This window comes from Pseudomonas putida, from assembly GCF_002741075.1.
GTDB classification, from domain to species: Bacteria; Pseudomonadota; Gammaproteobacteria; order Pseudomonadales; family Pseudomonadaceae; genus Aquipseudomonas; species Aquipseudomonas putida_T.
Genome location: NZ_CP016634.1, coordinates 3,951,790 through 3,977,489, shown reverse-complemented (window position 1 = coordinate 3,977,489; position 25,700 = coordinate 3,951,790). Strand labels below are relative to the sequence as shown.

15 protein-coding genes are annotated in these 25,700 nt (G+C 63.2%); 9 read left to right on the top strand and 6 right to left on the bottom strand.

Annotated features, from left to right (window positions below):
- Positions 1 to 6 precede the first annotated feature (6 nt).
- The 5 genes from guaB to tadA all read left to right on the top strand — a co-directional run bounded on the left by guaB (position 7) and on the right by tadA (position 8,599).
- Entirely contained in the window at positions 7 to 1,476 is a 1,470-nt protein-coding gene (gene guaB, locus IEC33019_RS18610) for an IMP dehydrogenase (protein WP_070093173.1), read from the top strand.
- Positions 1,477 to 1,554: 78 nt separating this feature from the next.
- Complete coding sequence (guaA, locus tag IEC33019_RS18605; RefSeq protein WP_070093172.1) at positions 1,555 to 3,132, top strand: glutamine-hydrolyzing GMP synthase; 1,578 nt, start codon at positions 1,555 to 1,557, stop codon at positions 3,130 to 3,132.
- A gap of 177 nt (positions 3,133 to 3,309) precedes the next feature.
- Complete coding sequence (locus tag IEC33019_RS18600) at positions 3,310 to 6,555, top strand: dermonecrotic toxin domain-containing protein (RefSeq protein WP_070093171.1); 3,246 nt, start codon at positions 3,310 to 3,312, stop codon at positions 6,553 to 6,555.
- A gap of 182 nt (positions 6,556 to 6,737) precedes the next feature.
- The gene (locus IEC33019_RS18595; RefSeq protein ID WP_070093170.1) at positions 6,738 to 8,120 is read left to right on the top strand and encodes a multicopper oxidase family protein; all 1,383 of its coding nucleotides are present in this window, start codon (positions 6,738 to 6,740) and stop codon (positions 8,118 to 8,120) included.
- Positions 8,120 to 8,599: a tRNA adenosine(34) deaminase TadA gene (tadA, locus tag IEC33019_RS18590; RefSeq protein WP_070093169.1), complete on the top strand. Its 480-nt coding sequence runs from the start codon at positions 8,120 to 8,122 to the stop codon at positions 8,597 to 8,599. The genes IEC33019_RS18595 and tadA overlap by 1 nt, the downstream gene beginning before the upstream one ends.
- An 88-nt stretch (positions 8,600 to 8,687) precedes the next feature.
- Here the strand turns inward: tadA and mltF are convergent, their stop codons facing one another.
- Positions 8,688 to 10,145, bottom strand: coding sequence for a membrane-bound lytic murein transglycosylase MltF (mltF, locus tag IEC33019_RS18585; RefSeq protein WP_070093168.1), 1,458 nt, complete (start codon positions 10,143 to 10,145; stop codon positions 8,688 to 8,690).
- Between the two features lie 279 nt (positions 10,146 to 10,424).
- On the opposite strand from mltF, the gene purL reads away from it, so the two are divergent.
- Positions 10,425 to 14,321 carry a phosphoribosylformylglycinamidine synthase gene (purL, locus tag IEC33019_RS18580; RefSeq protein WP_099593833.1) on the top strand — a complete coding sequence of 1,299 codons (3,897 nt, stop codon included), beginning with the start codon at positions 10,425 to 10,427 and terminating at the stop codon, positions 14,319 to 14,321.
- A 2-nt stretch (positions 14,322 to 14,323) separates the two neighbouring features.
- Positions 14,324 to 14,635, top strand: a complete 312-nt coding sequence (gene cutA, locus IEC33019_RS18575; RefSeq protein ID WP_070093166.1) for a Nif3-like dinuclear metal center hexameric protein — start codon at positions 14,324 to 14,326, stop codon at positions 14,633 to 14,635.
- Between the two features lie 56 nt (positions 14,636 to 14,691).
- Here cutA and IEC33019_RS18570 read toward each other — a convergent pair whose 3' ends face one another.
- The 5 genes from IEC33019_RS18570 to IEC33019_RS18550 all read right to left on the bottom strand — a co-directional run bounded on the left by IEC33019_RS18570 (position 14,692) and on the right by IEC33019_RS18550 (position 24,396).
- The gene (locus IEC33019_RS18570; protein ID WP_070093165.1) at positions 14,692 to 16,737 is read right to left on the bottom strand and encodes a PhoX family protein; all 2,046 of its coding nucleotides are present in this window, start codon (positions 16,735 to 16,737) and stop codon (positions 14,692 to 14,694) included.
- A gap of 165 nt (positions 16,738 to 16,902) precedes the next feature.
- Positions 16,903 to 21,429: a hemagglutinin repeat-containing protein gene (locus tag IEC33019_RS18565; RefSeq protein ID WP_372340674.1), complete on the bottom strand. Its 4,527-nt coding sequence runs from the start codon at positions 21,427 to 21,429 to the stop codon at positions 16,903 to 16,905.
- Between the two features lie 21 nt (positions 21,430 to 21,450).
- A complete protein-coding gene (locus IEC33019_RS18560) occupies positions 21,451 to 23,130 on the bottom strand; it encodes a ShlB/FhaC/HecB family hemolysin secretion/activation protein (protein WP_070093213.1) in 1,680 nt (559 codons plus the stop codon).
- A 155-nt stretch (positions 23,131 to 23,285) separates the two neighbouring features.
- Positions 23,286 to 23,822: a L,D-transpeptidase family protein gene (locus IEC33019_RS18555; RefSeq protein ID WP_070093163.1), complete on the bottom strand. Its 537-nt coding sequence runs from the start codon at positions 23,820 to 23,822 to the stop codon at positions 23,286 to 23,288.
- A 19-nt stretch (positions 23,823 to 23,841) separates the two neighbouring features.
- On the bottom strand, positions 23,842 to 24,396 hold the full coding sequence (locus tag IEC33019_RS18550) for an NUDIX hydrolase (RefSeq protein WP_070093162.1): 555 nt from the start codon (positions 24,394 to 24,396) through the stop codon (positions 23,842 to 23,844).
- 133 nt (positions 24,397 to 24,529) lie between these two features.
- Between IEC33019_RS18550 and IEC33019_RS18545 the strand changes: the two genes are divergently transcribed.
- Together IEC33019_RS18545 and IEC33019_RS18540 are read left to right on the top strand one after the other, a co-directional pair.
- Positions 24,530 to 25,129: a CoA pyrophosphatase gene (locus IEC33019_RS18545; protein WP_070093161.1), complete on the top strand. Its 600-nt coding sequence runs from the start codon at positions 24,530 to 24,532 to the stop codon at positions 25,127 to 25,129.
- A gap of 45 nt (positions 25,130 to 25,174) precedes the next feature.
- A complete protein-coding gene (locus IEC33019_RS18540) occupies positions 25,175 to 25,699 on the top strand; it encodes a gamma carbonic anhydrase family protein (RefSeq protein WP_070093160.1) in 525 nt (174 codons plus the stop codon).
- Position 25,700 lies beyond the last annotated feature (1 nt).

Here is a 25,700-nt window from a genome sequence, read left to right as displayed (position 1 = left end):
CCCGCGATGCTGCGTATCAGCCAAGAAGCCCTGACCTTCGACGATATCCTCCTTGTACCTGGCTATTCCGAGGTACTGCCCAATGAAGTCAGTCTCAAGACCCGTTTGACCCGCGGCATCGAGCTGAACATTCCTCTGGTTTCCGCCGCCATGGATACCGTGACCGAAGCGCGCCTGGCCATCGCCATGGCCCAGGAAGGCGGCATCGGCATCATCCACAAGAACATGACCATCGAGCAGCAGGCTGCCGAAGTGCGCAAGGTCAAGAAGTTCGAGGCCGGCGTGGTCAAGGACCCGATCACCATCGACGCCGACGCCACCGTGCGTGACCTGTTCGACCTGACTCGCCTGAACAACATCTCCGGTGTTCCGGTGCTGGAGAACGGCGACCTGGTCGGTATCGTCACCTCCCGTGACGTGCGTTTCGAGAGCCGCCTGGACGCCAAGGTACGTGAAGTGATGACGCCCAAAGAGCGTCTGGTCACTGTGCGTGAAGGCGCCAACAAGAACGAAGTCCGCGAGCTGCTGCACAAGCACCGCCTGGAAAAAGTCCTGATCGTCGACGACAAGTTCAGCCTCAAGGGCATGATGACCGTCAAGGACATCGAAAAAGCCAAGGCCTACCCGCTGGCCAGCAAGGACGACCAAGGTCGCCTGCGTGTCGGTGCCGCGGTCGGTACCGGCAAGGACACCGGCGAGCGCGTTGCCGCCCTGGTGGCCGCCGGGGTTGACGTGGTGGTGGTCGACACCGCCCACGGCCACAGCAAAGGCGTGATCGATCGCGTTCGCTGGGTCAAGGAAACCTACCCGCAAGTCCAGGTGATCGGCGGCAACATCGCCACCGGCGCCGCTGCCAAGGCCCTGGCTGAAGCCGGCGCCGACGCGGTCAAGGTCGGTATCGGTCCTGGCTCCATCTGCACCACCCGTATCGTCGCCGGCGTCGGTGTGCCGCAGATCAGCGCCATCGCCAACGTCGCCGCCGCACTGGAAGGCACTGGCGTCCCGCTGATCGCCGACGGTGGCATCCGCTTCTCCGGTGACCTGTCCAAGGCCATCGTCGCTGGCGCCTCCTGCGTCATGATGGGTTCGATGTTCGCCGGCACCGAAGAGGCGCCGGGTGAGGTCGAGCTGTTCCAGGGCCGCTCCTACAAGGCTTACCGCGGCATGGGCTCGTTGGGCGCCATGGCACAGGCCCAGGGGTCCTCGGACCGTTACTTCCAGGACTCCTCGGCCGGCGCCGAGAAGCTGGTTCCGGAAGGCATCGAAGGCCGTGTGCCGTACAAGGGCGCCCTGGCTGCGATCATCCACCAACTGATGGGTGGCCTGCGTTCTTCCATGGGCTACACCGGCAGCGCGACCATCGAAGAGATGCGCACCAAGCCTGAATTCGTGCGCATCACCGGTGCCGGCATGGCCGAGTCCCACGTGCATGACGTGCAGATCACCAAAGAAGCCCCTAACTACCGCGTAGGCTAAGGCTTCCAGCAATACCTGTTAGCGGGGCTGTCACGACAGCCCCGCGTCGTTTCCGATTTCCACTGACGAGATTGAGTCATGGCCCTCGACATTCACGCTCACCGCATCCTGATCCTCGATTTCGGTTCCCAGTACACCCAGTTGATCGCCCGCCGCGTGCGCGAGATCGGTGTCTACTGCGAACTGCACCCGTTCGACATGGACGATGAAGCGATCCGCGAATTCAACCCGCGCGGCATCATCCTCGCTGGCGGCCCCGAGTCGGTCCACGAAGCCAACAGCCCGCGCGCACCGCAAGCGGTCTTCGACCTGAACGTTCCGCTGCTGGGCATCTGCTACGGCATGCAGACCATGGCCGAGCAGATGGGCGGCAAGGTCGAAGGCTCCGACCTGCGCGAGTTCGGCTATGCCCGCGTTGACGTAGTCGGCAAGAGCCGCCTGCTCGACGGCATCGAAGACCACGTCGATGACGACGGCGTACTGGGCCTGGACGTGTGGATGAGCCACGGCGACAAGGTCACCCAGATGCCAGGCGACTTCCACGTGCTGGCCAGCACTCCGAGCTGCCCGATCGCTGGCATGTTCGACGACACCCGCGGCTACTACGGCGTGCAGTTCCACCCGGAAGTGACCCACACCAAGCAGGGCGGTCGCATCCTGTCCCGCTTCGTTCAGGACATCTGCGGCTGTGAAGCCCTGTGGACTCCGTCCAACATCGTTGAAGACGCCATCGCCCAGGTTCGCGAGCAGGTTGGTTCGGCCAACGTGCTGCTGGGCCTGTCCGGCGGTGTCGACTCCTCGGTGGTCGCCGCGCTGCTGCACCGCGCCATCGGCGACCAGCTGACCTGCGTCTTCGTCGACAACGGCCTGCTGCGTTTGCACGAAGGCGACCAGGTCATGGCCATGTTCAAAGAGAACATGGGTGTCAAGGTGATCCGTGCCGATGCCGAGCAGCAGTTCCTCGACAACCTGGCTGGCGAATCGGACCCGGAGAAGAAGCGCAAGATCATCGGTCGCACCTTCATCGACGTGTTCGATGCCGAAGCCAGCAAGCTGGAGAACATCCAGTTCCTGGCCCAGGGCACCATCTACCCGGACGTGATCGAGTCCGCTGGCGCCAAGAGCGGCAAGGCCCACGTGATCAAGTCGCACCACAACGTCGGCGGCCTGCCGGAGGAAATGAACCTCAAGCTGGTCGAACCACTGCGTGAGCTGTTCAAGGACGAAGTGCGCAAGATCGGTCTGGAACTGGGCCTGCCGTACGACATGGTCTACCGCCACCCGTTCCCGGGTCCAGGCCTGGGCGTGCGCATCCTGGGTGAAGTGAAGAAGGAATACGCCGACCTGCTGCGTCGCGCCGACCATATCTTCATCGAAGAACTGCGCAAGGCCGATTGGTACCACAAGACCAGCCAGGCATTCGTGGTGTTCCAGCCGGTCAAGTCGGTTGGCGTCGTTGGCGATGGCCGTCGCTACGCCTGGGTCGTCGCCCTGCGCGCCGTCGAAACCGTGGACTTCATGACCGCTCGCTGGGCGCACCTGCCATACGAGCTGTTGGAGACCGTCAGCGGCCGTATCATCAACGAAATCGACGGCATCTCCCGCGTCACCTACGACGTGTCGAGCAAGCCGCCAGCCACCATCGAGTGGGAATGATCAGACTGCCGGGGCAACCTGGCACCTGAAGCGCCAACAAAAAGCCCGCATATCTGCGGGCTTTCTGTTGGGTGCGCCGTGGAGGATGGCGGGTTCTCGCCAGGTGGTAAATAGTTGGATTTTTCAGAATCGGCAGACTTCGCATGCTATGGCTCCCCTTGCGAAGGAACTGCCGAAATGACCGAACGACACATTTTTCAGGATTTCTCTAACGAAGTAACAGCCTCCAGGCACGAGACGGGCGAGCCCTTGTTGTTGAAGGACTTTGTGAGCCAGCAGGCGGTGGACTACCCGTCGCCTCGCAAATTCTCCCACGACGTGGCCAAGGCCTATGTACTGCAAATGCTGGAGCTGGATATCGACCCAGACGAGCTGTTCATTACGACCTTGTATATCGATGCCTGGGATGAGGGCGATCAACGCGCGAACATCGCATCGTCCATGACCTTGACCGATGCTCTGATGCGAAACTGGCAGCAACAGGGTGATGGCAGCCTTTTTAGCCATCTTGGAACACTGGAGGACTTCAGGCTCGAAGGTTATCCCACGGTCATCGCCGAAGCGCCGCTTCCACTGGATGATTGTTTCGCCTACGAAGCCATCTACCGTAAAACCACGCCTCAGCGCTTTTCAAGCGATACACAGGTTCGTCTGGATCCGAAGTCATTCAAACGCTTTGCCTGGGAGGTGGATCTGCAGGCGAAGTACCTGAAGCATTTGAATGAGTTCTGGCGCTCTCATGAGCGCGGCTACAACTTGTTGATCAAGGCGTCGATGCTAAGGGCCGCCTTTGTCCAGCATGAAGAAGGGTCGCTGACGCTCAGTGATAAGCAAATGGTGCTCAGGGCCATGGGGCTGCCCGCATCCAGCGCTTGGGAAACGCTGACTTACGAGGTCTTCGAGCAAGGCGCTCTGGATCAAGAGATCGTCAGCATTCGCGAACTTCTGGTTTATCGCTATACAGCCAGCGACATCATCGTTTTCAAGGATGAACAGTCCGGTCGGCTAGTGGTGTATATCCCCGGGAACTCTTCCCCGCTGCATGGCTTTGAGGACATGGCGGCGTTCTGCGACTGGTTCGCCTTGCAGTGCAGGTTCACGCAGCGGCGCACGGTCCTGGAAGGGCATTTCAAGGCCGAAGACGACCCGGACGGGATATTCGTGTCAGGCCTCAAGACCGTACTGCTGGGGCTGGGGGCTTTCCCCTCTTGGCATGTGGGCAATTACTCCCGTTGGAATCCGCACGATGAAATCACCCTGGGCCCTGCTATTCATCCTTGGCCGTTCACGCACTTTAAAAACAATCTGAAAAGCCGCCTGCAGTCCGATGCATTGCGGCTGATTCGAAGCCGTGCTGCTTACAATCAAGCGCTCGCCGGGGAGGTGTTGTCCACCGCCTTGACCGTCACGAGTATTGTCGCAATGGCAGTACCGGCGCTCTGGCTACCCGTGGCAGCGATGTCCGCTGCGCTGATCGGCTTGGGGGCCGATGAGGTCGCCAACAGTATCGTCGAGGATCAGGCGCAAGGCAAACGCCGCATCATCTTTGGCATTCTCAACGCCGTGCCAGCCACCCTTGAGATTGCCAAGGTGGCGGGTGCTGCGGCGCGGATAGGAGATGCGGTCGCTCCAGGAGCGGCGGACGAAATCGGGCAAAAGGCAAGTACGCTCACCCCTCAGGAACAGGTGGAAAATGCCGCCACGACTGAACAGCTGGAGCAAGAGCTTGCCAATCAACGGGAAGAGCATGCCAGTGAGTCGACCGATGAGCGAAGGGTGCGTCGCGAACATGAGGAGGCGCAAAGGCTGGCGCGTGCGAAGCTCCATGCTCAAACCTTTGACAGTGTGAAAGCCTTTGGGATCGAGCCCGATGGTCTTCGCTCGCTGTCCCCCCAACTGCGCGAGGAACTTGCCAAGTTCGAATACAACGCGCCGCTGGGCGACGGTGGCAAATGGGTGGTGGATGACTTCGGCGCTGTCTATCAGGAAACCGACGAAGCGTCCGGTGCTATCAGGCGGTACGCGCGGGTGCATGCCAAGTTGTACCGTGTCGAGCGCATCGAGCGCGCGGGGCAGTACAGAATCATTTCATCAAACGAGGCAAATATCGAAGGCCCTTACCTCAAGCGACTGAAGGGTTTTTACTCTGATATCGATGTCAAACCTGGCCTGCGCGGTGGCGAGAGTCTTATCGAGGTCGCGCCGGATACTGAACCTGCGCCCGACGTTCTCAAACCGGGCATTACCTTGGTGCGAGCGCACCCTCTGGTGCAGATCGAAGTGCCCATGGACGGTATTGAAATACGTCCCGCCTTCGAAGAGGAACAACAGATAGACACGTATTACGCCATGAACACCGCCAGAGGTACGCGCGTCACCTTCGATGCCGATATCGGGGGGTGGAAATCCTATGATGGGAAGGTCCACTGGTTGAACAATAAAGGCGTCTGGAAACAGGGCAGTGTGAAGTCATTTCTAGCGGTCAGGTCATCGCTTCGGTTCGGCGTACGTTATGAGGTATACACCTTTCCCCGTATTCCAGGCATTTCGCAGGAGGCTCGGGCAATCAACCGGGAAGTTCATCAGATCTGGTTGGGTACGCAGGGGCCCAGGACCGGATTGATAGATACGATGAAGGCGAATATCCGTGCAAATCCCAGCTTGAAGTTCACCTTGCATCTGGACGTCGACAACGCAGCCTTTACCGGTGAACTGGATCGGTTGAAACAAGCGTTCGCGGAGTTTCCCAACATGGCGGTTTCAGAGCTGGGGGATGAGCCTTTTTTCTCCAGGTTTCTCACCGATGATGAAACGGTGGTGCCCTATCGTTACTTTCGCAGTGGTCAGGGGCAAAACCTGGCGGCTGCCTCGGACATCTTGAGGTATCGCCTGATTCACGAATACGGCGGTATCTACATGGATTGCGACGACGTCATGGTGGGGTCGTTCGAAGCGGTCGAGCTCAACGCTGGCCCGGATGACGTTTTGACGGGTGGGGCGGTCTCGTCGCCGAGAATGGGCTTTTACGGCCCGGGCAACAGTCACTTTGCAAGTCACGCCGGTAACCCTGTCCTGCAGGAGATCCAGCAGGCGGCCTATCGACGTTGGATCGATGAGATCGACGCGCTGCGTGAGTTGGAGGCTTCGCGTACCGTCGGCGCTGACGGCACCAATCCCTATATGCGCAAGATCTTTGCAATCAGTGGTCCTCAAATGTTCCTCGACACGCTCAAGCGCTTGCGTCCGGACTACGCCGATCTGTTGGACGATGTCTTGAAGCCTAGAGCAGGGATGCGCTCTCTGACGTATCTCGAATTTCGAGATGCGGCTATCGACTTCTACGCCCCCTTCGGCAGACGGTTGAAAATCCGTGCCGGGGCGGAGAACTCCTGGTCTTCGACGGCGGCGCAGGCGAGCCACTGAGGGTAAGGCGCACAGGGGGCATTCGCTGGATGTCCTTCTGCGCGTTCGACGCTGCGACAAGGTGATCCAGCCGCCGACACAAGACTTCACTTAATCTTTCTCAATTGCGGGTGTATCGTATTCGCCCTTCATTGCCAGCACTGCTGGCAGACTGATTGCGCAGAAACGAGGTACCCGCACCGATGTCCTTTACCCGTCGACAAATGCTCAAGGGCCTGACCGGCCTGGTGGTGGTTGGTCTGGGCGCCGGGGGCGCGGCACGTTACTGGCTGGGCAAGGTCGAGGATGAGAACGCCGGACACGACTATGAGCTGATCGCCGCCCCGCTGGACGTCGAGCTGGTGCCGGGCTTCAAGACCGAGGCCTGGGCCTTTGGCCCCTCGGCGCCAGGGACTGAGTTGCGGGTGCGTCAGGGGACCTGGCTGCGGGTGCGTTTCATCAACCACCTGCCCGTGGAGACGACCATCCACTGGCATGGCATTCGCCTGCCGCTGGAAATGGACGGCGTGCCCTTCGTCTCGCAATTGCCGGTCAAGCCGGGCGAGTTCTTCGACTACAAGTTCCGCGTGCCCGATGCTGGCAGCTACTGGTATCACCCACACGTCAGCAGCTCCGAGGAACTGGGGCGAGGCCTGGTCGGTCCGCTGATCGTCGAGGAGCGTGAGCCCACCGGGTTCCGGCATGAGCGCACGTTGAGCCTGAAGAACTGGCACGTGGACGAGCAGGGTGCCTGGTTGCCGTTCAGCATTCCCCGCGAAGCTGCGCGCAATGGTACGGCCGGGCGCCTGATCACCATCAATGGCCAGGCTGACTCGGTCACGGAGCTGCCGGCGGGGCAGGTGGTACGGGTGCGCCTGCTGAATCTGGACAACACCTGGACCTACCGCATCAACCTCAAAGGCAACTGTGAGGCGCGGGTGTATGCACTCGATGGTAACCCCGTCACCCCACGGGTGCTGGAGGACGACTACTGGCTCGGCCCAGGCATGCGTATCTGCCTGGCGATCCGCATTCCCGAGGCGGGCGAGGAGGTTTCCTTGCGTGACGGCTTCGTGCGGTTGGGGACCTTGCGTTCGGTCGCCAGCAATGAGGCGCCGGGCGACTGGCCCAAGGCGCTGCCGGCCAATCCCATCGCCGAACCGGACATGGAGAATGCCGAGAAGCTCAACTTCAATTTCGAATGGGCCGGCAAGGTGTCGGTGGGCGCCGAGAGCGGTCGACCGCCAAGCCTGTGGCAGATCAATGGCCAGGCCTGGGACATCACCGACAAGACCTGTGCCGATCGCCCGATCGCCACGCTCAAGAAGGGCAACAGCTACATCTTCGAATTCAAGAACATGACCCAGTACCAGCACCCGATTCACCTGCATGGCATGAGTTTCAAGGTGATCGCTTCAAATCGCCGGAAGATCGTCGAGCCTTGGTTCACCGACACCTACCTGCTGGGCAAGAACGAACGTGCCCAGGTGGCGCTGGTGGCCGATAACCCTGGCACTTGGATGTTCCATTGCCATGTGATCGACCACATGGAAACCGGCCTGATGGCCGCGATCGCGGTGGTCTGATGCGTCCGCAGATCATCGATCGCAGCCGCGATCAGGAGTTCATGCAACTGGCCCTGGCCCTCGCCGCACAGGGCGCTGCGATGGGCGAGGTGCCGGTTGGCGCGGTGCTGGTGCAGCATGGCCAGGTGATCGGGCAGGGCTTCAACCGTCCGATCACCGACAGCGATCCCAGTGCGCACGCCGAGATGGTGGCCATCCGCGCTGCCGCGAAGGCTGCCAGCAACTACCGACTGCCCGGCAGCACGCTGTACGTGACGCTGGAGCCGTGCAGCATGTGCGCGGGGCTGATCGTGCATTCGCGCATTGCCCGGGTGGTATATGGCGCGCTGGAGCCCAAGGCCGGGATCGTGCAGAGCCAGGGGCAGTTCTTTACCCAGGGTTTCCTGAACCACCGGGTGATGTTCGAGGGCGGGGTGCTGGCCGAGGCGTGCGGGCAGATCCTGAGCGATTTCTTCAAGGCCCGGCGGGCCAAGGGGTGATGCTCTGGTAGGTATGGGGCAGCGATTTATGGGCGCTTCGCGTCCGATCGCGATGCAAGGCCGCTCAGATACCGCGGCGTGCGTTTGATTACATCGGCGATGGCTGTTCGGCCGGCTTGTCCTTGTTGACCCCCGGCACGTGCAGATTGCCTTCGGCCATTTGGCCTTCGAGCTGCGGCTGGGTCACCCAGGTGAGGATGTCGTAGTAGCGGCGGATGTTGGCCACGAAGTGCACCGGTTCGCCGCCGCGGGCGTAGCCGTAGCGCGTCTTGCGGTACCACTGCTTCTGCGACAGGCGCGGCAGCATCTTCTTCACGTCCAGCCATTTGTTCGGGTTCAGGCCTTCGCGCTTGGCCAGCATGCGGGCATCGTCCAGGTGGCCACTGCCGACGTTGTAGGCGGCCAGGGCGAACCAGGTGCGATCGGGCTCCTTGATGCTCTCGTCGAGCTGGTCCTTGACCACCATGAAGTACTTGGCACCGCCTTGGATGCTCTGCTTCGGATCCAGGCGATTGGACACGCCCATGGCCTGGGCAGTGCGTTGGGTCAGCATCATCAGGCCGCGTACGCCGGTCTTGGAGGTGACTTCCGGCTGCCACATGGACTCCTGATAACCGATCGCGGCCAGCAAGCGCCAGTCCACCTGCTCGGTCTTGGCGGTGGCGCGAAAGTGCTTCTCGTACTTGGGCAGGCGCTGCTGCAGGTGCTGGGCGAACGTGTAGGCGCCCACATAGCCGAGGACGTCGACATGGCCGTAGTAGCGATCCTTCAGGCGCTGAAGGGTGCCGTTCTTCTGCGACTTGTCGAGAAACTCGTTGACCTCGTTGAGCAGGCTGTTGTCCTCGCCGGCGGCGACCGCCCAGCGTTGATCGCGGGAGTCACCGAGGTCGAAGGCCACCCGGACATTGGGGAAGTAGACCTGGTTCATCGCCAGTTCGTTGGAGTCCACCAGGGTCAGGTCGATCTGACCTTCATCGACCATGCGCAGGAGGTCAACGACCTCGACCGCGTCGGACTCTTCGTATTCCAGGGCAGGGTTCTGCTTTTTCAGTTCGGCCAGTTGATCGGCGTGGCTGCTGCCCTTGAGCACCATGATCTTCTTGCCGATGAGCCCCTTGACGTTGGTGGGGCGTGAGCGGCCATTGCGGTAGATGACCTGCGGGGTCACTTCCAGATAGGGGTGGGAGAATCTCGCCTGGGTCTTGCGTTTTTCGCTGCTGACCAATCCGGCGGCGGCCAGCACCGGGCCGGACGGCTTGCCCAACTGGTCGAACAGTTCATCGAGGCTGTCGGCGGTTTCGATTTCGAGCTTCACGCCCAGGTCGTCGGCGAAACGCTTGACCAGCTCGTATTCGAAGCCGGTTTCACCGTTGCGGTCCTGGAAATAGGTGGCCGGACTGTTGCGGGTTATAACGCGCAGCACGCCGTCCTCCTTGACGCGCTCGAGGGTGCTGGGTTTTTCAACACAGGCACCGAGCAGCAGGAAGAGTCCGGTTGCGAAGAGCCATCTGGCGCAGCGCTGGCGCAAAGCAGTGAGGGCGAACATAGGTTGCAGTATACGCAAAGGACCGGCCCCGCCATATCTCGACAACGGTTAGCTTGTCTGGTAGCGCTTTGTGTGCAATTGCGGCGCAATCGCCGTGTTAGCGTCCCATCGTGACACAAAGCCACTCCTTGAAGGGCGTGCGGTGTCGGTGCATTTTTCTGACCCGTAAGTCCGGTTCCACCGCCCGGCAGGCGTGGCTTAGAGCGGGTGCCGAAAGTCTGCGAATTAGGCTAGAATGCACGGCCTCTAAGCACACCCCTTCCTGAGGCTGTCCCGACGATGTTGATCCTGCGCGGCGCTCCTGCCCTTTCTGCCTTCCGCCACGGTAAGTTACTCGAGCAACTGAGCCAGAAAGTCCCCGCTGTTACTGGTTTGTATGCCGAATTCGCCCACTTCGCCGATGTCGATGGCGAGCTGACCGCCGACCAGCAGCAGGTGCTGGGGCGTCTGCTCAAATACGGTCCGAGCGTTCCGGTCCAGGAGCCGGCCGGTCGCCTGTTCCTGGTGGTCCCGCGCCTGGGCACCATTTCGCCCTGGGCCAGCAAGGCCAGCGACATCGCCCACAACTGCGGCCTGCAGAGCATTCAGCGCCTGGAGCGCGGTATCGCCTACTACGTCGCCGGTGAGCTCTCCGATGCCGACGCCGCGCTGATCGCCGCCGAGCTGCACGACCGCATGACCCAACGCGTGCTGGCCCGCCTGGAAGACGCCGCCGACCTGTTCAGCCACGCCCAGCCCAAGCCGATGACCTCCGTGGACATCCTCGGCGGTGGTCGTGCCGCGCTGGCCCAGGCCAACATCGACCTGGGCCTGGCCCTGGCCGAAGACGAGATCGACTACCTGGTCAATGCCTTCCAGGGTCTCAAGCGCAACCCGAACGACATCGAGCTGATGATGTTCGCCCAGGCCAACTCCGAACACTGCCGCCACAAGATCTTCAACGCCAGTTGGGACATCGACGGCCAGGCTCAGGAAAAGAGCCTGTTCGGCATGATCAAGAACACCTACCAGATGCACAGCGAAGGCGTGCTGTCCGCGTACAAGGACAACGCCTCGGTCATCGTAGGCAACGTGGCGGGCCGCTTCTTCCCGAATCCTGAAACCCGCCAGTACGGCGCGGTGCAGGAGCCGGTGCACATCCTGATGAAGGTCGAGACCCACAACCACCCGACCGCCATCGCCCCGTTCTCCGGCGCCTCCACCGGCTCCGGCGGCGAGATCCGCGACGAAGGCGCAACCGGCCGTGGCGCCAAACCCAAGGCCGGCCTGACCGGCTTCACCGTTTCCAACCTGCGCATCCCGGGCTTCGAACAGCCGTGGGAGCGGGCCTATGGCAAGCCGGGCCGCATCGTCGATGCCCTCGACATCATGGTCGAAGGCCCCCTGGGCGGCGCCGCGTTCAACAACGAGTTCGGCCGTCCGGCCCTGACCGGCTACTTCCGTACGTTCGAGCAGGCCATCGACACCCCGCGCGGTGAAGAAGTGCGTGGCTACCACAAGCCGATCATGCTCGCCGGCGGCATGGGCAACATCCGTGAAGATCACGTGCAGAAGGGCGAGATCACTGTCGGCGCCAAGCTGATCGTGCTCGGTGGCCCGGCCATGCTGATCGGTCTGGGTGGCGGCGCGGCTTCGTCGGTTGCCACCGGCGCCAGCTCCGCCGACCTGGACTTCGCCTCGGTACAGCGCGAAAACCCTGAAATGGAACGCCGTTGCCAGGAGGTCATCGACCGCTGCTGGCAGCTGGGTGACAAGAACCCGATCGCCTTCATCCACGATGTGGGTGCCGGTGGTATTTCCAACGCCTTCCCCGAGCTGGTCAACGACGGTGGTCGTGGTGGCCGTTTCGAGCTGCGCAACGTGCCCAATGACGAGCCGGGCATGGCCCCGCACGAGATCTGGAGCAACGAGTCCCAGGAGCGTTACGTGCTGGCGGTCAGCGCCGAGGACTTCGAGCGCTTCAAGGCCATCTGCGAGCGCGAGCGCTGCCCGTTCGCCGTGGTCGGCGAAGCCACCGAGGAAAAACACCTCACCGTCACCGACAGCCACTTCGACAACACCCCAGTGGACATGCCGCTGGACGTGCTGCTGGGCAAGCCACCGCGCATGCACCGGTCGGTCACGCGCGAAGCTGAGCTGGGCGATGACTTCGACCCGAGCGCGCTGGATCTGGACAACGCCGTCGAGCGCGTCCTGCATCACCCGGCTGTTGCCAGCAAGAGCTTCCTGATCACCATCGGCGACCGCACTATCACCGGCCTGGTCGCCCGCGACCAAATGGTCGGTCCGTGGCAGGTTCCGGTGGCCGACTGCGCCGTCACCGCCACCAGCTTCGACGTCTACACCGGTGAAGCCATGGCCATGGGTGAGCGCACTCCGCTGGCACTGCTCGATGCCCCAGCCTCCGGTCGCATGGCCATCGGCGAGGTCCTCACCAACCTGGCGGGTGCCCGTATCGAAAAGCTGTCCGACATCAAACTGTCGGCCAACTGGATGTCCGCTGCCGGTCATCCAGGTGAAGACGCCCGTCTGTACGACACCGTCAAGGCGGTCGGCATGGAGCTGTGCCCTGAGCTGGGCCTGACCATTCCGGTCGGCAAGGACTCCATGTCGATGAAGACCAAGTGGAGCGAGGACGGCGTCGAGAAGAGCGTCACCGCCCCGATGTCGCTGATTGTCAGCGGCTTCGCCCCGGTGGTCGACATCCGTGACACCCTGACGCCGCAACTGCGCATGGACAAGGGCGAGACCGACCTGATCCTGATCGACCTGGGCCGCGGCAAGAACCGCATGGGCGCCTCGATCCTGGCGCAGACCTTCGGCAAGCTCGGCGCCCAGGCGCCGGACGTCGATGATGCCGAAGACCTCAAGGCCTTCTTCGCGGTCATCCAGGGCCTGAACGCCGACGGCCACCTGCTGGCCTACCACGACCGTTCCGACGGCGGTCTGCTGACCACCGTGCTGGAGATGGCCTTCGCCGGCCACTGCGGTCTGGACCTGCAACTCGATCCGCTGACCGACAGCGAGGGTGACGTACCGGCCATCCTCTTCAACGAAGAGCTGGGCGCTGTCATCCAGGTTCGCCAGGACGCCACTCCGGACGTGCTGGCACAGTTCAGCGCCGCTGGCCTGGGCGACTGCGTCGCGGTGATCGGTAAGCCGGTCAACAACGGCGAAGTGTCCATCAGCCTGAACGGCGAAGTGCTGTTCGACGACCAGCGTCGTCTGCTGCAGCGCCAGTGGGCCGAGACCAGCTACCAGATCCAGCGCTTGCGTGACAACGCCGATTGCGCCGACCAGGAATACGACGTCCTGCTGGAAGAAGAAAACCCAGGCCTGTCGGTCAAGCTGGGCTTCGACGTCAACGACGACATCGCAGCGCCGTACATCAAGAAGGGCGTGCGCCCGCAAGTGGCCATCCTGCGCGAGCAGGGCGTCAACGGCCAGGTCGAGATGGCTGCCGCCTTCGACCGCGCAGGCTTTGCCGCCATCGACGTGCACATGAGCGATATCCTCGCCGGCCGCGTCGACTTCGAAGCCTTCAAGGGTCTGGTGGCCTGCGGTGGTTTCTCCTACGGTGACGTATTGGGCGCCGGTGAAGGTTGGGCCAAGTCGGCGTTGTTCAATAGCCGCGCCCGTGAAGCCTTCCAGGCATTCTTCGAGCGTAACGACAGCTTCGCCCTGGGCGTGTGCAACGGTTGCCAGATGATGTCCAACCTGCACGAGCTGATCCCGGGCACCGAGTACTGGCCGCACTTCGTGCGCAACCGCTCGGAGCAGTTCGAGGCGCGCGTGGCGATGGTCGAGGTGCAGAAGTCCAACTCGATCTTCCTGCAGGGCATGGCCGGTTCGCACATGCCGATCGCGATCGCCCACGGTGAAGGCCATGCCGAGTTCGCCAGCGAAGAAGCCCTGCTGGAAGCCGACCTGTCCGGTTGCGTGGCCCTGCGCTTTGTCGATAACCACGGCAAGGTCACCGAGTCCTACCCGGCCAACCCGAACGGCTCGCCGCGTGGTATCACCGGCCTCACCAGCCGCGACGGTCGCGTGACCATCATGATGCCGCACCCTGAGCGTGTGTTCCGTGCCGTGCAGAACTCCTGGCGTCCGGACGAGTGGCAGGAAGACGGTGCCTGGATGCGCATGTTCCGCAATGCGCGCGTCTGGGTGAACTAAGCGTGTACAAGCTCGCCTTCTTCGTGCCGCCGAGCCATGTGGAAGTGGTCAAGGCCGCTGTGTTCGCCGCGGGCGGCGGACGCATCGGCGACTATGACCACTGCGCCTGGCAGACGCAGGGCCTGGGCCAGTTCCGCCCGTTGGACGGCAGCCAGCCGTACCTCGGGCAGGCCGGTCAGGTCGAGCAGGTGGAGGAGTGGAAGGTCGAGTTGGTAGTGGCTGACGAACGGGTCGCCCAGGTCGTGGCCGCGCTCAAGGCGAGCCACCCTTACGAGACGCCAGCCTATGAGGTCTGGCGCCTCGCCGAGTTCTGATCACGCGCGCGTGATATCGAGAGGGGCTGCGTAGCGGCCCCTTTCTTTTCATGGCATCAGGCGATGCCGATTTCTCCCCCATCCTTGCGCTGAATCACCACGGTCGATGACCGGGGCCGAACGCGGCTGCCCGTTGGCGTGGCCTCGGTGGCGATGTCGCTGTGCGGCCAGTTGGCCGGGTGCTGGATATTGACGAACAAGGTCTTGTTGTCCGGCGTGAAGGTGATACCGGTCACTTCGCAGCCGTTCGGGCCCACGAAGAAGCGGCGCAGGTCTGCCTGGTTGCGGGCATCGATCGGCACCTGCCTGCCATTGGCATCCACCAGGTCGGTGGGAATCACCGCGAGTAACTGGTCGTTGGTATAACGGGTCACGCTCGACTCGCTGTTGTCGGTCTCGAACCACAGCACACCACGACTATCGAAGCTCATTCCATCGGGGCTGGCGAACTGGTTCAGTTCGGTCAGGCCCGAACGATTGATGTCGGTACCACCGTCGGCATTGCCACCAAAGACGAAGATGTCCCAGGTGAAGCTGCGCTGATCGTCACTGTCATGCCAGCGGATGATATGGCCGTGGCGATTCGGCCCGCGCGGGTTGGCGGCATCGACCTTCGCGGCTGTGCGCTCGCTGTTGTTGGTCAGGGTGACGTAGGCGTCGCCATTGAGTGGATTGACGGCTGTCCACTCCGGACGGTCCATGGGCGTTGCCCCCACGGCATCGCCAGCCCCGCGAGTATTGAGGATGATCCCGGCCAGGTCGCCATACAGCGCGCCCAAGGTGCTGCCAGCGGTCGTGGCTGTGCTGGGTGCCAGCAGCAACCAGTGCCCGGTGCCGTCGGCATCGAAGCGCGCCACATAGAGCTTGCCGTGGTCCAGGTACTTGGCACCGGTGGCCAGTCGGTCGCTCGGAGTGGCGTCGGCAGGATCCCAGGCGGCATCGGAGACGAACTTGTACAGGTACTCGTTGTTGGAGTCGTCGCCCATGTACCAGACCAGCGGCTTGCCGGCGACCGGCAGCCCAGGGCAGCAGCCCTCATGGCGGAACCGGCCCAGCGCACTACGTTTGACCGCTCGCGTGCGGGCATCGTAGGGGTCGATCTCGACGATGTAGCCATAGGTGCTGGCTTCGTTGCGGTAGTCGTCGGTGGCGCTGGCGCCGCGTGGCGTGATGTCGAAGCGGGCGAATTCGTCATGAGCCTCGCTGCGGTCACCTGCGGCGCTCTCCCAGCCGTACTGGCCACTTGAGGTGGCCACGCCGATGCGCACTTGGTCGGCAGGGCGGGTCGCTTTGTTGACGAAGATGCCGGGCCAGTTCTCCTCGCACGTGAGGTAGGTGCCCCAGGGGGTATAGCCATTGCCGCAGTTGTTGTTGGTGCCACGGCATTGGGTGCCGGCGGGCGAGAACCGGGTCTTGACGTGATCGCTGCCGCGCAGAGGGCCGGCGATGTCCATCAACGAGGCGGTGGTGAAGCGGCGGTTGAGTGGGTCGTTGTCCACCACCTGCCAGCGCCCGTCGAGCTTGCGCAGGCGTACCACACCGGCGCCGTGGGCGTTGATCTCCTTGCGCACTTCTTCGGCCGGGCGCTTGCCATTGGCAGCGGTGGTCGGGCCGTTCGGATGCAGCGCGGCGGGGTCGATGTATTCGAAGTTGATTGCCAGCAGGCCATCGTCGGAACGCCCACCGATGGGGAAGAAGTGCATGCCGTCATGGTGCATGCCCATGGCGTTGGCCTGGTCCGTGGAGTTGTTGCTGCCGTCGGGTTTCCAGGGGCTGGCCTTGCTGTTCAGCGGTGTGCCCCAGGGCGCCAGGACATAGGCACTGTAGCCGGCGGCCACGGCGCAGCCATCGGTGCGCGAGCCGGGAATCGACTGGAACCCCAGTCTGGGCCTGGGAGTGGCGGGACGAGCCGGAGCGGGCGTGCCTTGGTTGGCGCCACTGCCCAGGCAGCCGGTCAGGCCTGCCCCTGCGATCAGCGCGATGGCCGCACCCAAACCGCCGCGCATGACACTGCGCCGGCTCAGGTAGGCATCCATGACACTGGCCATTGGCAGGTTGCCGCTGTGGTTGCGGTCAAGGTTATCGCCGCTTTCTCGACTCATCAGGGTGTCCTTGCATTGCTGAGTTAAAGGAAGACCGCGACTTTAGAACGCAAAGTATGACGATTTTTTGGCAAAAACATGAAAGGAGGGCCATAGGCCGTTCTCCAGGGCCTGGATTGGTTTTCAGAATGTGTGGCGGCCAGTGTGGTCTGGCCGCCACAGGGCTTAGCGACGCTTCTGCTCGATGCTTGAGGCCCATTGCTCATTGCGGTTGTGCCCACTGGTGCGCACCAGCCCCAGATCCAGTGGGTTGTCGCCCTGGGCCGCACCCTTGTCCTTGGTCAATTCGGCGATGGCCGTCCCCAGGTCGACCGGCGAGTTGGAGGCATCGATCGAGACATCCCGGCGGTAGTCGCTGCCTGACAAGGTTTGGCGGGTGACCGAGGCGGCATCCAGCTCGACAGGGCCATTGGCCGACAGCACGCGTGCGCCCACCAGCTTTGCATCACCACCGACCTTGAGGGCGATACCGTCGCTGCCCTTGAGGGTGGCCTGGTGGGCCACGGTGTCGCGTTGCTGGTGGGACAGATCCAACTTGAAGGTAGGGGAGAGGCCGGGTTCGGCCTGGCTCAGGGCGGATCCGGCCTTCTCACCGACTTTGCCGCCTGCCGGGCCTGCCAGGGCTTTGGCTGCATTGCTATAGCTCTGTGGGTTTTTTTCCTGGCTCAAGCGGGCGTCTGCCCCGACAGTCAAGGTGTCGATGCGGTCCTTGCGACTGGCCACCAACAGATCGCCGCCGACGGTGCCCTGTATGCGCCCGGTCTCCAGGCTGGTGCCTTCGATGCGGGCATCGCCCCGGGTGTACAAGTTGATGCGGTCGGCGCGCAGGGTGTTGGCATTCCAGGTCTGGTTGTCGCGTTTATCGAGGTCGACTTTGATCCGGCCATACAGGCCGCGGCTGTCGAGTTCGCCTCGGCTGAGGCTCAGGCCTGCGCCTGCGGTGATGTCCAGGCTATTGCGCTTGTCCCGATTGTCTGAGGCCTCCAGCAGCAGGCCGCCATTGGGTGTCTGCAGATCGAGCTGTGTGGCCGAGACCTGCAGACCTTGCGCATGCAGGGCGAGATCCTCTCGGGCGCGGCTGCTCATGTGCACCGCTGCGCGGGTGTCGATGCGGGCATCGACCGCTTGGCTGGCGTCTTCGTCCAGTTTGCCGTGGGTGAAATGGCCGCCCACGGCACCTCCCTTGCTGTTACCCGTCTTGGCGGCCAATTCCAGACCACCACCCAGTTTGCCGCCGCTTGCCCCTTGGGTGTTGCGGGCGGCCTTGACCAGCAGCAGGCCGTCACTGTCCAGGGTCACTGCTCCTGTGGGCGCCTCGCGGCTGCCGATACGGGTGCCTTCGAGCAGCAGGTCGCCGCCGCTTTTGAAGGTGACCTCGCCTTTGGCGTCGATCTGTGCGACCTGGACGTTGCTCGACCGACGTTGTTCACGCTCGTGGTCGAGATAGCCCCGCCCTTCGACGCCGGTGCTGCCGGGGCGATTGCCACCCTTGGCCCAGGCATTGCCTGCCAGTTGGAGTGTCTGCTCGGTTGTACGGTCGGTGGCCGGCGTCAAGGTCAGGCTGCCGGTACTCTCCAAGGAGAGTCCGCCGTCGCCTGCGTCTATGCGTGTGCCTTCGTAAAGGCCCTGGCCTGTGAGCTGGATCTGGATGCCCTGTTGGCCGATCAGTGCGCCAGGGCGGGCGGTGAGCAGGTGCTCTGTTTTGTCCAGTGAGCCACCCTTGCCTGCGGCGCGAGCGTTGATGTCTTGCCCGGTACTGGTGTCGACGCGCAGGTCGCCGCCTGCATCCAGGCGCTGGAGGGTATCGGTCTGAGTATCGGCCGCTGCGTTCAGCTGATGGTGCCCGGCGTCGATTTTCAACGTACCTGCCGTGGCTCGCCATTGGGTGCCTTGGTCCTCGATCCGGTCGGCCTTGACCTGGACCGAGGCCCCGGAGAACTCGCTGACCTGGGCATACCCACGGCGCTGGTTCTCCAGGCGCTTGATGTGCTCGACGGTCATATCGCCGCCGATGCTGGGCGCGGCCAGGGCATCTTCGACCGAGGCTTGCTGAAAGCGCGCAGCTTCCTCACCCTGGACCAGGCGTTCGACGGGCCGGGTCAGGTCGCGGTATTCCAGGCTGGCGCCAAGGCCGGCGCGCCAGCCGGTGGTGTCCTGTTCGCGCGTCTTGAGGTCTTCAACGGCTCGGTTGTCGATTTGCCCGGCCTGCACCTGCAAGGTTCCGCTTGCCTGCACCCGGGCGGCGTCGCTGGCAAGGGTTGTGGCGGCGAGCGTCAGATCTCCCTTGGCCAGCAGTTCGCTGCGCACGGCCGTGCTGTCGTTTTCGCCGGTGGTGTCCTGGCGATATTGGCCGGTCGTGGCGCTGCCCAGCCGATCGATGCCGCCCGAGACTGTGAGGCCGCCTTCGATGCGGGTCTTTTCGGTAACAGAGCGCAAGGTATCGTGCGTTGCACCGAGGGTGATCTTCGGGGCCTGGGCCGTGAGCGTGCCCTCAGTGGCCTGGACCTTGGATCCGTTGACCTGTACATGAGTGCCGCTGTCGAGGGCCACCGTTGCCCCTTTGAGTTCACTGGGTGTCTGCACCGTCTCGTCGACCTGCTGTTGGGTGTGGGTTACCTGGTAACCCAGGCTCGCTTCGAACTGGCGCGACTGCGCCTTGCCATCCTGGGCATCCTGGGTCTGGCGGGCGCTGGCTGTGAGGCCGCGCTGTTGCTGCTGGGTTTCGCTGTGGGTCTGGGCCTGCGCGCTGGCGATCAGCAGGTCGCCCTTGGCCTGCACCTGCAGCGCTTTGCCTGCCGTGGCCTTGGCACCGATAAGGCGCATCTCTTCGGCACTGGCCAGACGCAGGTCGCTGGTGGCGTTCAAGTCACTGACGATCACTTGGTCCTGGCGCGTGGTGCGTGTCTGGTCGCTGCCGAACAGGCCAAACAGCTTGCTGTCGCGCGCGCGCTCGGTCGTGGTGATGCGGTCGCGGTCGGCCTCGATGGCCAGCAAGCCCTTTTCGCTGAACAGGATCGAATCGCCCTGGCTGCTCAGGCGACTGCCCTTGATCGTGACCTGGTCGGCGATGATGTTGAGATCGCCACCTGCCTTGAGATCGCTGCCGGCCACGGTCTGGCCTTGGCGCTCGTTGCCGTCGCGTGAGCCGAAAAAGGCCCCGGAGACCAGATCACCCCGATAGTCGCGCTGCGTGCCTGTGTCCTCCAGGGTGGTCGTGGTCACGTTCACCTGACGTGCCTTGAACACTGTGTCGCCCTGGCTTTGAAGGCGGCTGCCCTGCACCTTGAGCGTATCGCCGGCCGTCATCACGACGCGTCCGCCTTCCAGGTGGCTGGCATTGGCAGTCTCTTTGTAGCGGTCGGTATCGCTGTCGCCACGCCACAGATGCTTGCGGTGGCGCACCTGCTCCTCGATCCGTTGACTGTCGATGCCGGCCTCGACATCGAGCTTGGCCGCGCTGTCGAGTCTCAACTCGCCTGGGGTGCGAAGGTCTGCGGCCACCAAGTGCATGTCATTCCCAGATTGCAGCGTGATCCCTTCGTCGGCTTGCAGCAGTGTGCCTTGCTGCTGGCGCTCGGTGGTGGTGCGTTGGCGGTTGTAGGTCTCGGTGGTGACGAACAGGAACTTGTTGTCCCACTGTTCGTGATCGCGCTGGAGGCTTTCCCGGGTCTTGGCGTCCAGGGTCAGTTTGTCGCCGGCAGTGAATTCGATACGCCCGGCTTTGGCCTCGACGGCTTCGAGCGTCAGGTCGCCCGCTGCGGTCAGCGCCAGGTCCCCTCGCTCGGTGCGCAGGCGAGTACGTTCGGCGGCGTTGCCGCTGACGTGCAGGGCTCCTGCCGAATTGACACTGATGCCATCATCGGCGCTCAACTGGGACGGGCCCACGCGCACGCCTGCGCCTTCGGCGGTGCTCACTACCCGGATGCGCCCGGCACGCATGGCGCCGAACAGGCTGGCATCGATGCTGGCCGGGGCGCTGGGCAAGTGTTGAACGATCTGCCCGTCCTGGGCATCGATGCGATTGCGCCCGGCGGTCAGGGTCAGGCCGGTGCGGGCTGCGAGCGGGCCCTGTTGGTCGATGCGTGGGGCGATCAGCTCCAGGGCCGCCTCGTGGTTGGCCTGCCCACCTTCGAGCACCTGCAACGTGCCGCTGGCGTTCAACGTGTCGAGAAAGCGGATCTGTTGGTCCTGGATTTCCGGCGTGCCGACCAGCAAGCCGGCGCGTGTGGTGTTGATGAAGCTGCCGCCATTGAGGGTGATGCCGTTGGGGTTGGCCAGGATGTAGTCGGCGGCGCGCCCGAAGATCTCTTGCGGTCCCTCGATCAGCGAGGCGTTGCGGCTGACGACTTCGTTCAGGATGGTCGACGCGGCCTGGCCCTGGAATTGTGGGTTGGCGCTCAGGGCACCGGCCAGTTGTGATTGGCCAGGCTGCAAGGCGTTGTTGAGCACCACGCCGGGCTTGGCGACGTTGTAGTCGAGAAACTGGTTATGGGATAGGCCGCTGGCGTTGGGGGCGACGATGTCGATCACCGGCACGCCGTGGCCGTTGTTGACGACCGGCGTACCGCCGGGCCCCGGGGTCGGTTGCAGGCCTTCTGCGAGCACTGCGCAGGAGCACGTCACCAGGGCGATGAAAATGGCCCAGCGCAAGACATCCGGGCGTACCGATGGGGTGTGGGTAGTCATAGTCACTTTTCTCTATTGTTGTGGTGATCAGAGGCTCAGGGTCCACTCCAGGACCCAGATGCCGGGCTCCAGCGCGCGCCGATTGCGTTCGCTGGCATACAGGGCTCGTTGGTAGTCCAGGCGCAGGCGATGGGTCGCTGGCCCGATCTCCACACCCAGTGCGCCACCCGCTATCCGCTGGGGAGCGCTGGTAGGGGTGAAGCGGGTCCAGCCCAGGTCCAGGCCCAGGTGAGGGCGTATCTCCAGTGCGCGGAAGAAGGGCAGGGGCTGGCTGAAGGTGTTGCGCCAGACCACGCCGCTGGCACCGGCAACCGTGTCCCGACGCCAGCCGCGGACGGCGGCATCGTCGCTTAGCAGCACCTGCTCGATCGCCGGAAGCGGTTGCTCGCTGTATTGCAGGTTCACTTCGCTCTGCCAGCGCCACGGCCATTGCGTCGGGCCCTGGCGCAAATGCACGACGCTGGCGCGGTACTTGCGCCAATGCGTTTGCGCGCCACTTTCGTAGGTCTGCAGCGGATGTTTGGCGCCAAACAGGTCCAGGTTCTGGGATATGCCCACATAGGCGTTCCACAGGCCCCCTTCGAGCCACAGCAGGTTGAGGCCGGCCTCCAACGTGGTCAGGGTCGGGCTCTGCTGCGCGATGGGGGTGCCTTGAATGCGATTGACCAGTTGCTTGCGGTCCAGCCGGGCGAGGGCGCTCAACATCCCTTGGTTGTTGCGCCAAAGCAGGCGTTCCACGCTCAGGCCCTGGAGGTCGCTTTCGCCGGAGCTGACCTGACGTCGTTGCGGCAGGGGGGCGCGATAGCGCATCCAGCTGGCGTTCAGGGCCAGGCTCCACGGGCCGTAAGGCACGCTGTAGTACAGGTTCACACCCTGGCTTTGGCCAGGCGCGTCCAAGACCGTCGAGGCCAAACCCAGGCGCAGGTCGTCATTCAAGCCCAACGGGCTGTCCAGCCCCAGCATAAGGTTCAGGCGATGACGGCCGGTCAGGTCGCTGCCACGGTTGTCCAGGCGGCTGTCGAGGTGCCAGCGCGAGCCGGTGCGGCGCGGCTGGATGATCACGCGGGTACCACTTTGCAGCTCGCCGGGTAGCAGGTCGGCGTTCAGGTCATAGGCACGCAGGCGGTTGAGCTGGTCCAGTCCTTGCTCGAGCGCGGGCAGGTACAAGGGCTGACCGAGCAGCTCGGGAAAGGCGCCTCGTAAGGAAAGGGGTAGGCTGGGGTCGGCCAGTTCGATGGACTCGACGAAGCCTTCGGTGATGACGATATCCAGGGGGGCACCTGCCTGGGGCTGGCGCGCCAGGTAAGGGCGGCTGGTCGGATACCCTGCTTGTACGTAGGTGTCGGTGATGGAGCGGAGCAGCCTGTTGACGTCGTCGACGCTCAGGCAAGGGCGCCACAGGGGGCGCAGGGCGGCTTCCAGGGCCTGGTTCGGCACCAGGCGGTTGCCGCTCAGGCGTAACCCGGGGGTGGGCCAGCAGCGTGAGTCTGCAGGGGCTGGGGTAGGGGCGTCCGGCACCGGGCCTGGCTGACGGCGGCGTTGCCATCGCTCAAGGCGTTGTCGTCGCTCTTGGAGCTGTAGCGCGCGCTGCTGCTCGCGCAGTTGCGAAGTGGCGGGATCGTTGGCCCACACCGATGGGTGGGCGATCAAGGCAAGGGCCAGGCTGGCAAGCATGTGCCTGGCGATGCGACGCAAGGAAGTCGGCATGGAGAAGCCCCGCAAGGTCTGCACGTATGTGCTTTTTTGCGTGGATTCTAAGAATCCGACTTGCCGTTTGGATGCGGTCCCGTACCCAACTGGGCGTCAGGTGGGGGTGGGTTTAATGTGTGTAATTTCCTACAAAATCAATCGAATTGTAGGAATCAGGGACGGATCTCGATCAAGGTCCCGTCCTTGACCATCTCCCAGACCTCGCGCATGTCATTGTTGCGCATGGCGATACAGCCTTCGGTCCAGTCCAGGGTGTGGAAGTACCATTCCGGGTAGTCGTCATTGATCGGCGTGCCATGGATCATGATCATGCCACCTGGGCTGACCCCCTCGCGGCGGGCGCGGGCAGCATCGCTGATGTTGGGGTAGGAAATGTGCATGGCCAGGTTGAAGCGGTCGCTGACCTTGCGCCAGTCCAACCAGTAGAGGCCCTCGGGCGTCTTGCTGTCGCCTTCGCGTTCTTTGGTGCCTTTGGGCTGTTTGCCCAGGGAGATGCGGTAGGTCTTGAGCGGCTCGCCACGGCTGATCAATTGCAGGCGGCGTTCGGACTTGAGCACCAGGACCTTGTCGATCAGCGGTTGGCTGGCGCCAGCGGATTGGTCGACAGGCTTGCGGATGATGGTCTCGGTGAAGGCGGCCTGGGACACCGATGCAATGGAAAGGCAGAAAAGGGCGAGCAACCAACGCATGAAACCGTATCCCTGAAAGCTAAGTGGTGGACGACGAGACGTTCATCGGTGGCAGGTACTCATGGCCTACGGGGAAGTGCTGCCCGACGCGGTCGCGATAATAGCATTCTAGTGTGCGTGCGACGGTGCGGAAAGCCAGCTCGTCCCAGGGAATTTCATGTTCCTCGAACAAGCGCACCTCCAGACTCTCCACGCCCACGGCAAAATCCAGGTCGGCCAGCTCTGCGCGGAAGAACACATGCACCTGGTCGATGTGAGGCAGATCGAAGAGCTGGTACAGGCTCATCTGGCCAACTCGCGCGCAGGCTTCCTCGACGGTTTCGCGCCGGGCGGCTGCATCGAGGGTTTCGCCGTTCTCCATGAACCCGGCGGGCAAGGTCCAGAACCCTCGACGCGGTTCGATCGCCCGTCGGCACAGCAGCACTTGGCTACCCCAGGTGGGGAGTACGCCGGCGACGATGTTGGGGTTCTGGTAATGGACGGTGTGGCAATGATCGCAGACATACCGCAGGCGGCTGTCACCTTCGGGGATTCGCTGAATGACCGCCTGGCCGCACGCGCTGCAGAATTTCATGCTGTGGTTCCTTATAGATGCAGCTATCTTGGCGTGGCCGGCCTGCGCTGCGCAAGCCGCCCTCGGGCGGGGCTTGGGTGCTTCGCGGCTTTGGTGCATCATGCTGGGCAGGCCTTGGAATCGAGAGAGTGCAATGCTGGACGAGCTTCTTCGCCGAATGAGCAACCACACCCCCGCGTCATTGGAAACCGACCGACGTTTCCCCGAGGCGGCGGTACTCTTGCCCATCACCCGCAGCGAAGAGCCCGAGCTGGTGCTGACTCTGAGGGCCAAGGGGCTTTCCACCCATGGAGGCGAGGTGGCCTTCCCTGGCGGGCGGCGCGACCCGGAGGACCCGGACCTGGTATTCACCGCCTTGCGCGAGGCCGAGGAGGAAATCGGCCTGCCGCCTGGCCTGGTGGAGGTCATCGGCCCCTTGAGTCCGGTGATTTCCCTGCATGGCCTTAAAGTGACGCCATTCGTCGGGATCATTCCCGATTATGTCGAGTACCGTGCCAATGATGCCGAGATCGCCGCGGTGTTCACGGTTCCGTTGGCGTTCTTCCGTCAGGACCCGCGCGACCATACCCATCGTATCGACTACCAAGGGCGCAGCTGGTACGTGCCGGCCTATCGCTACGGCGAATACAAGATCTGGGGATTGTCGGCGATCATGATCGTCGAGCTGGTCAATGTGCTGTTCGACGCCGGCATCAGCCTGCACCAGCCCCCAGAGCGCTATACCCAGATCTGAGCGGGGCCCACTCCGCCATCTGCCTTCAACCGTGAGGAACGAGACATGAAATACCGCCTGGGCGACCTGCGGGTCGAAACCCACCCCACCAGTTGGGCCGCCCCCAACGCCACCTTGATCGGCAAGGTGCGCCTGCAGGCCGGGGCCAGTGTCTGGTTCGGCGCGGTGCTGCGCGGCGACAACGAACTGATCGACATCGGCGAAGGCAGCAATGTCCAGGATGGCACGGTGATGCATACCGACATGGGCTCCCCGCTGACCCTCGGCAAGGGAGTGACGGTCGGTCATAACGCCATGCTCCATGGTTGCACGGTGGGCGACTACAGCCTGATCGGTATCAATGCCGTGATTCTCAACAACGTGCGCATCGGCAAGCATTGCATCATCGGCGCCAACGCATTGATCCCGGAGGGCAAGGAGATCCCGGATGGCTCACTGGTCATGGGCTCGCCAGGCAAGGTGGTGCGCGAGCTGACCGAGGCGCAGAAGCGCATGCTCGAAGCCAGCGCCGCGCACTATATGCACAATGCCGAGCGCTATGCGCGCGAGCTGGCGCCCCAGGATGACTGAT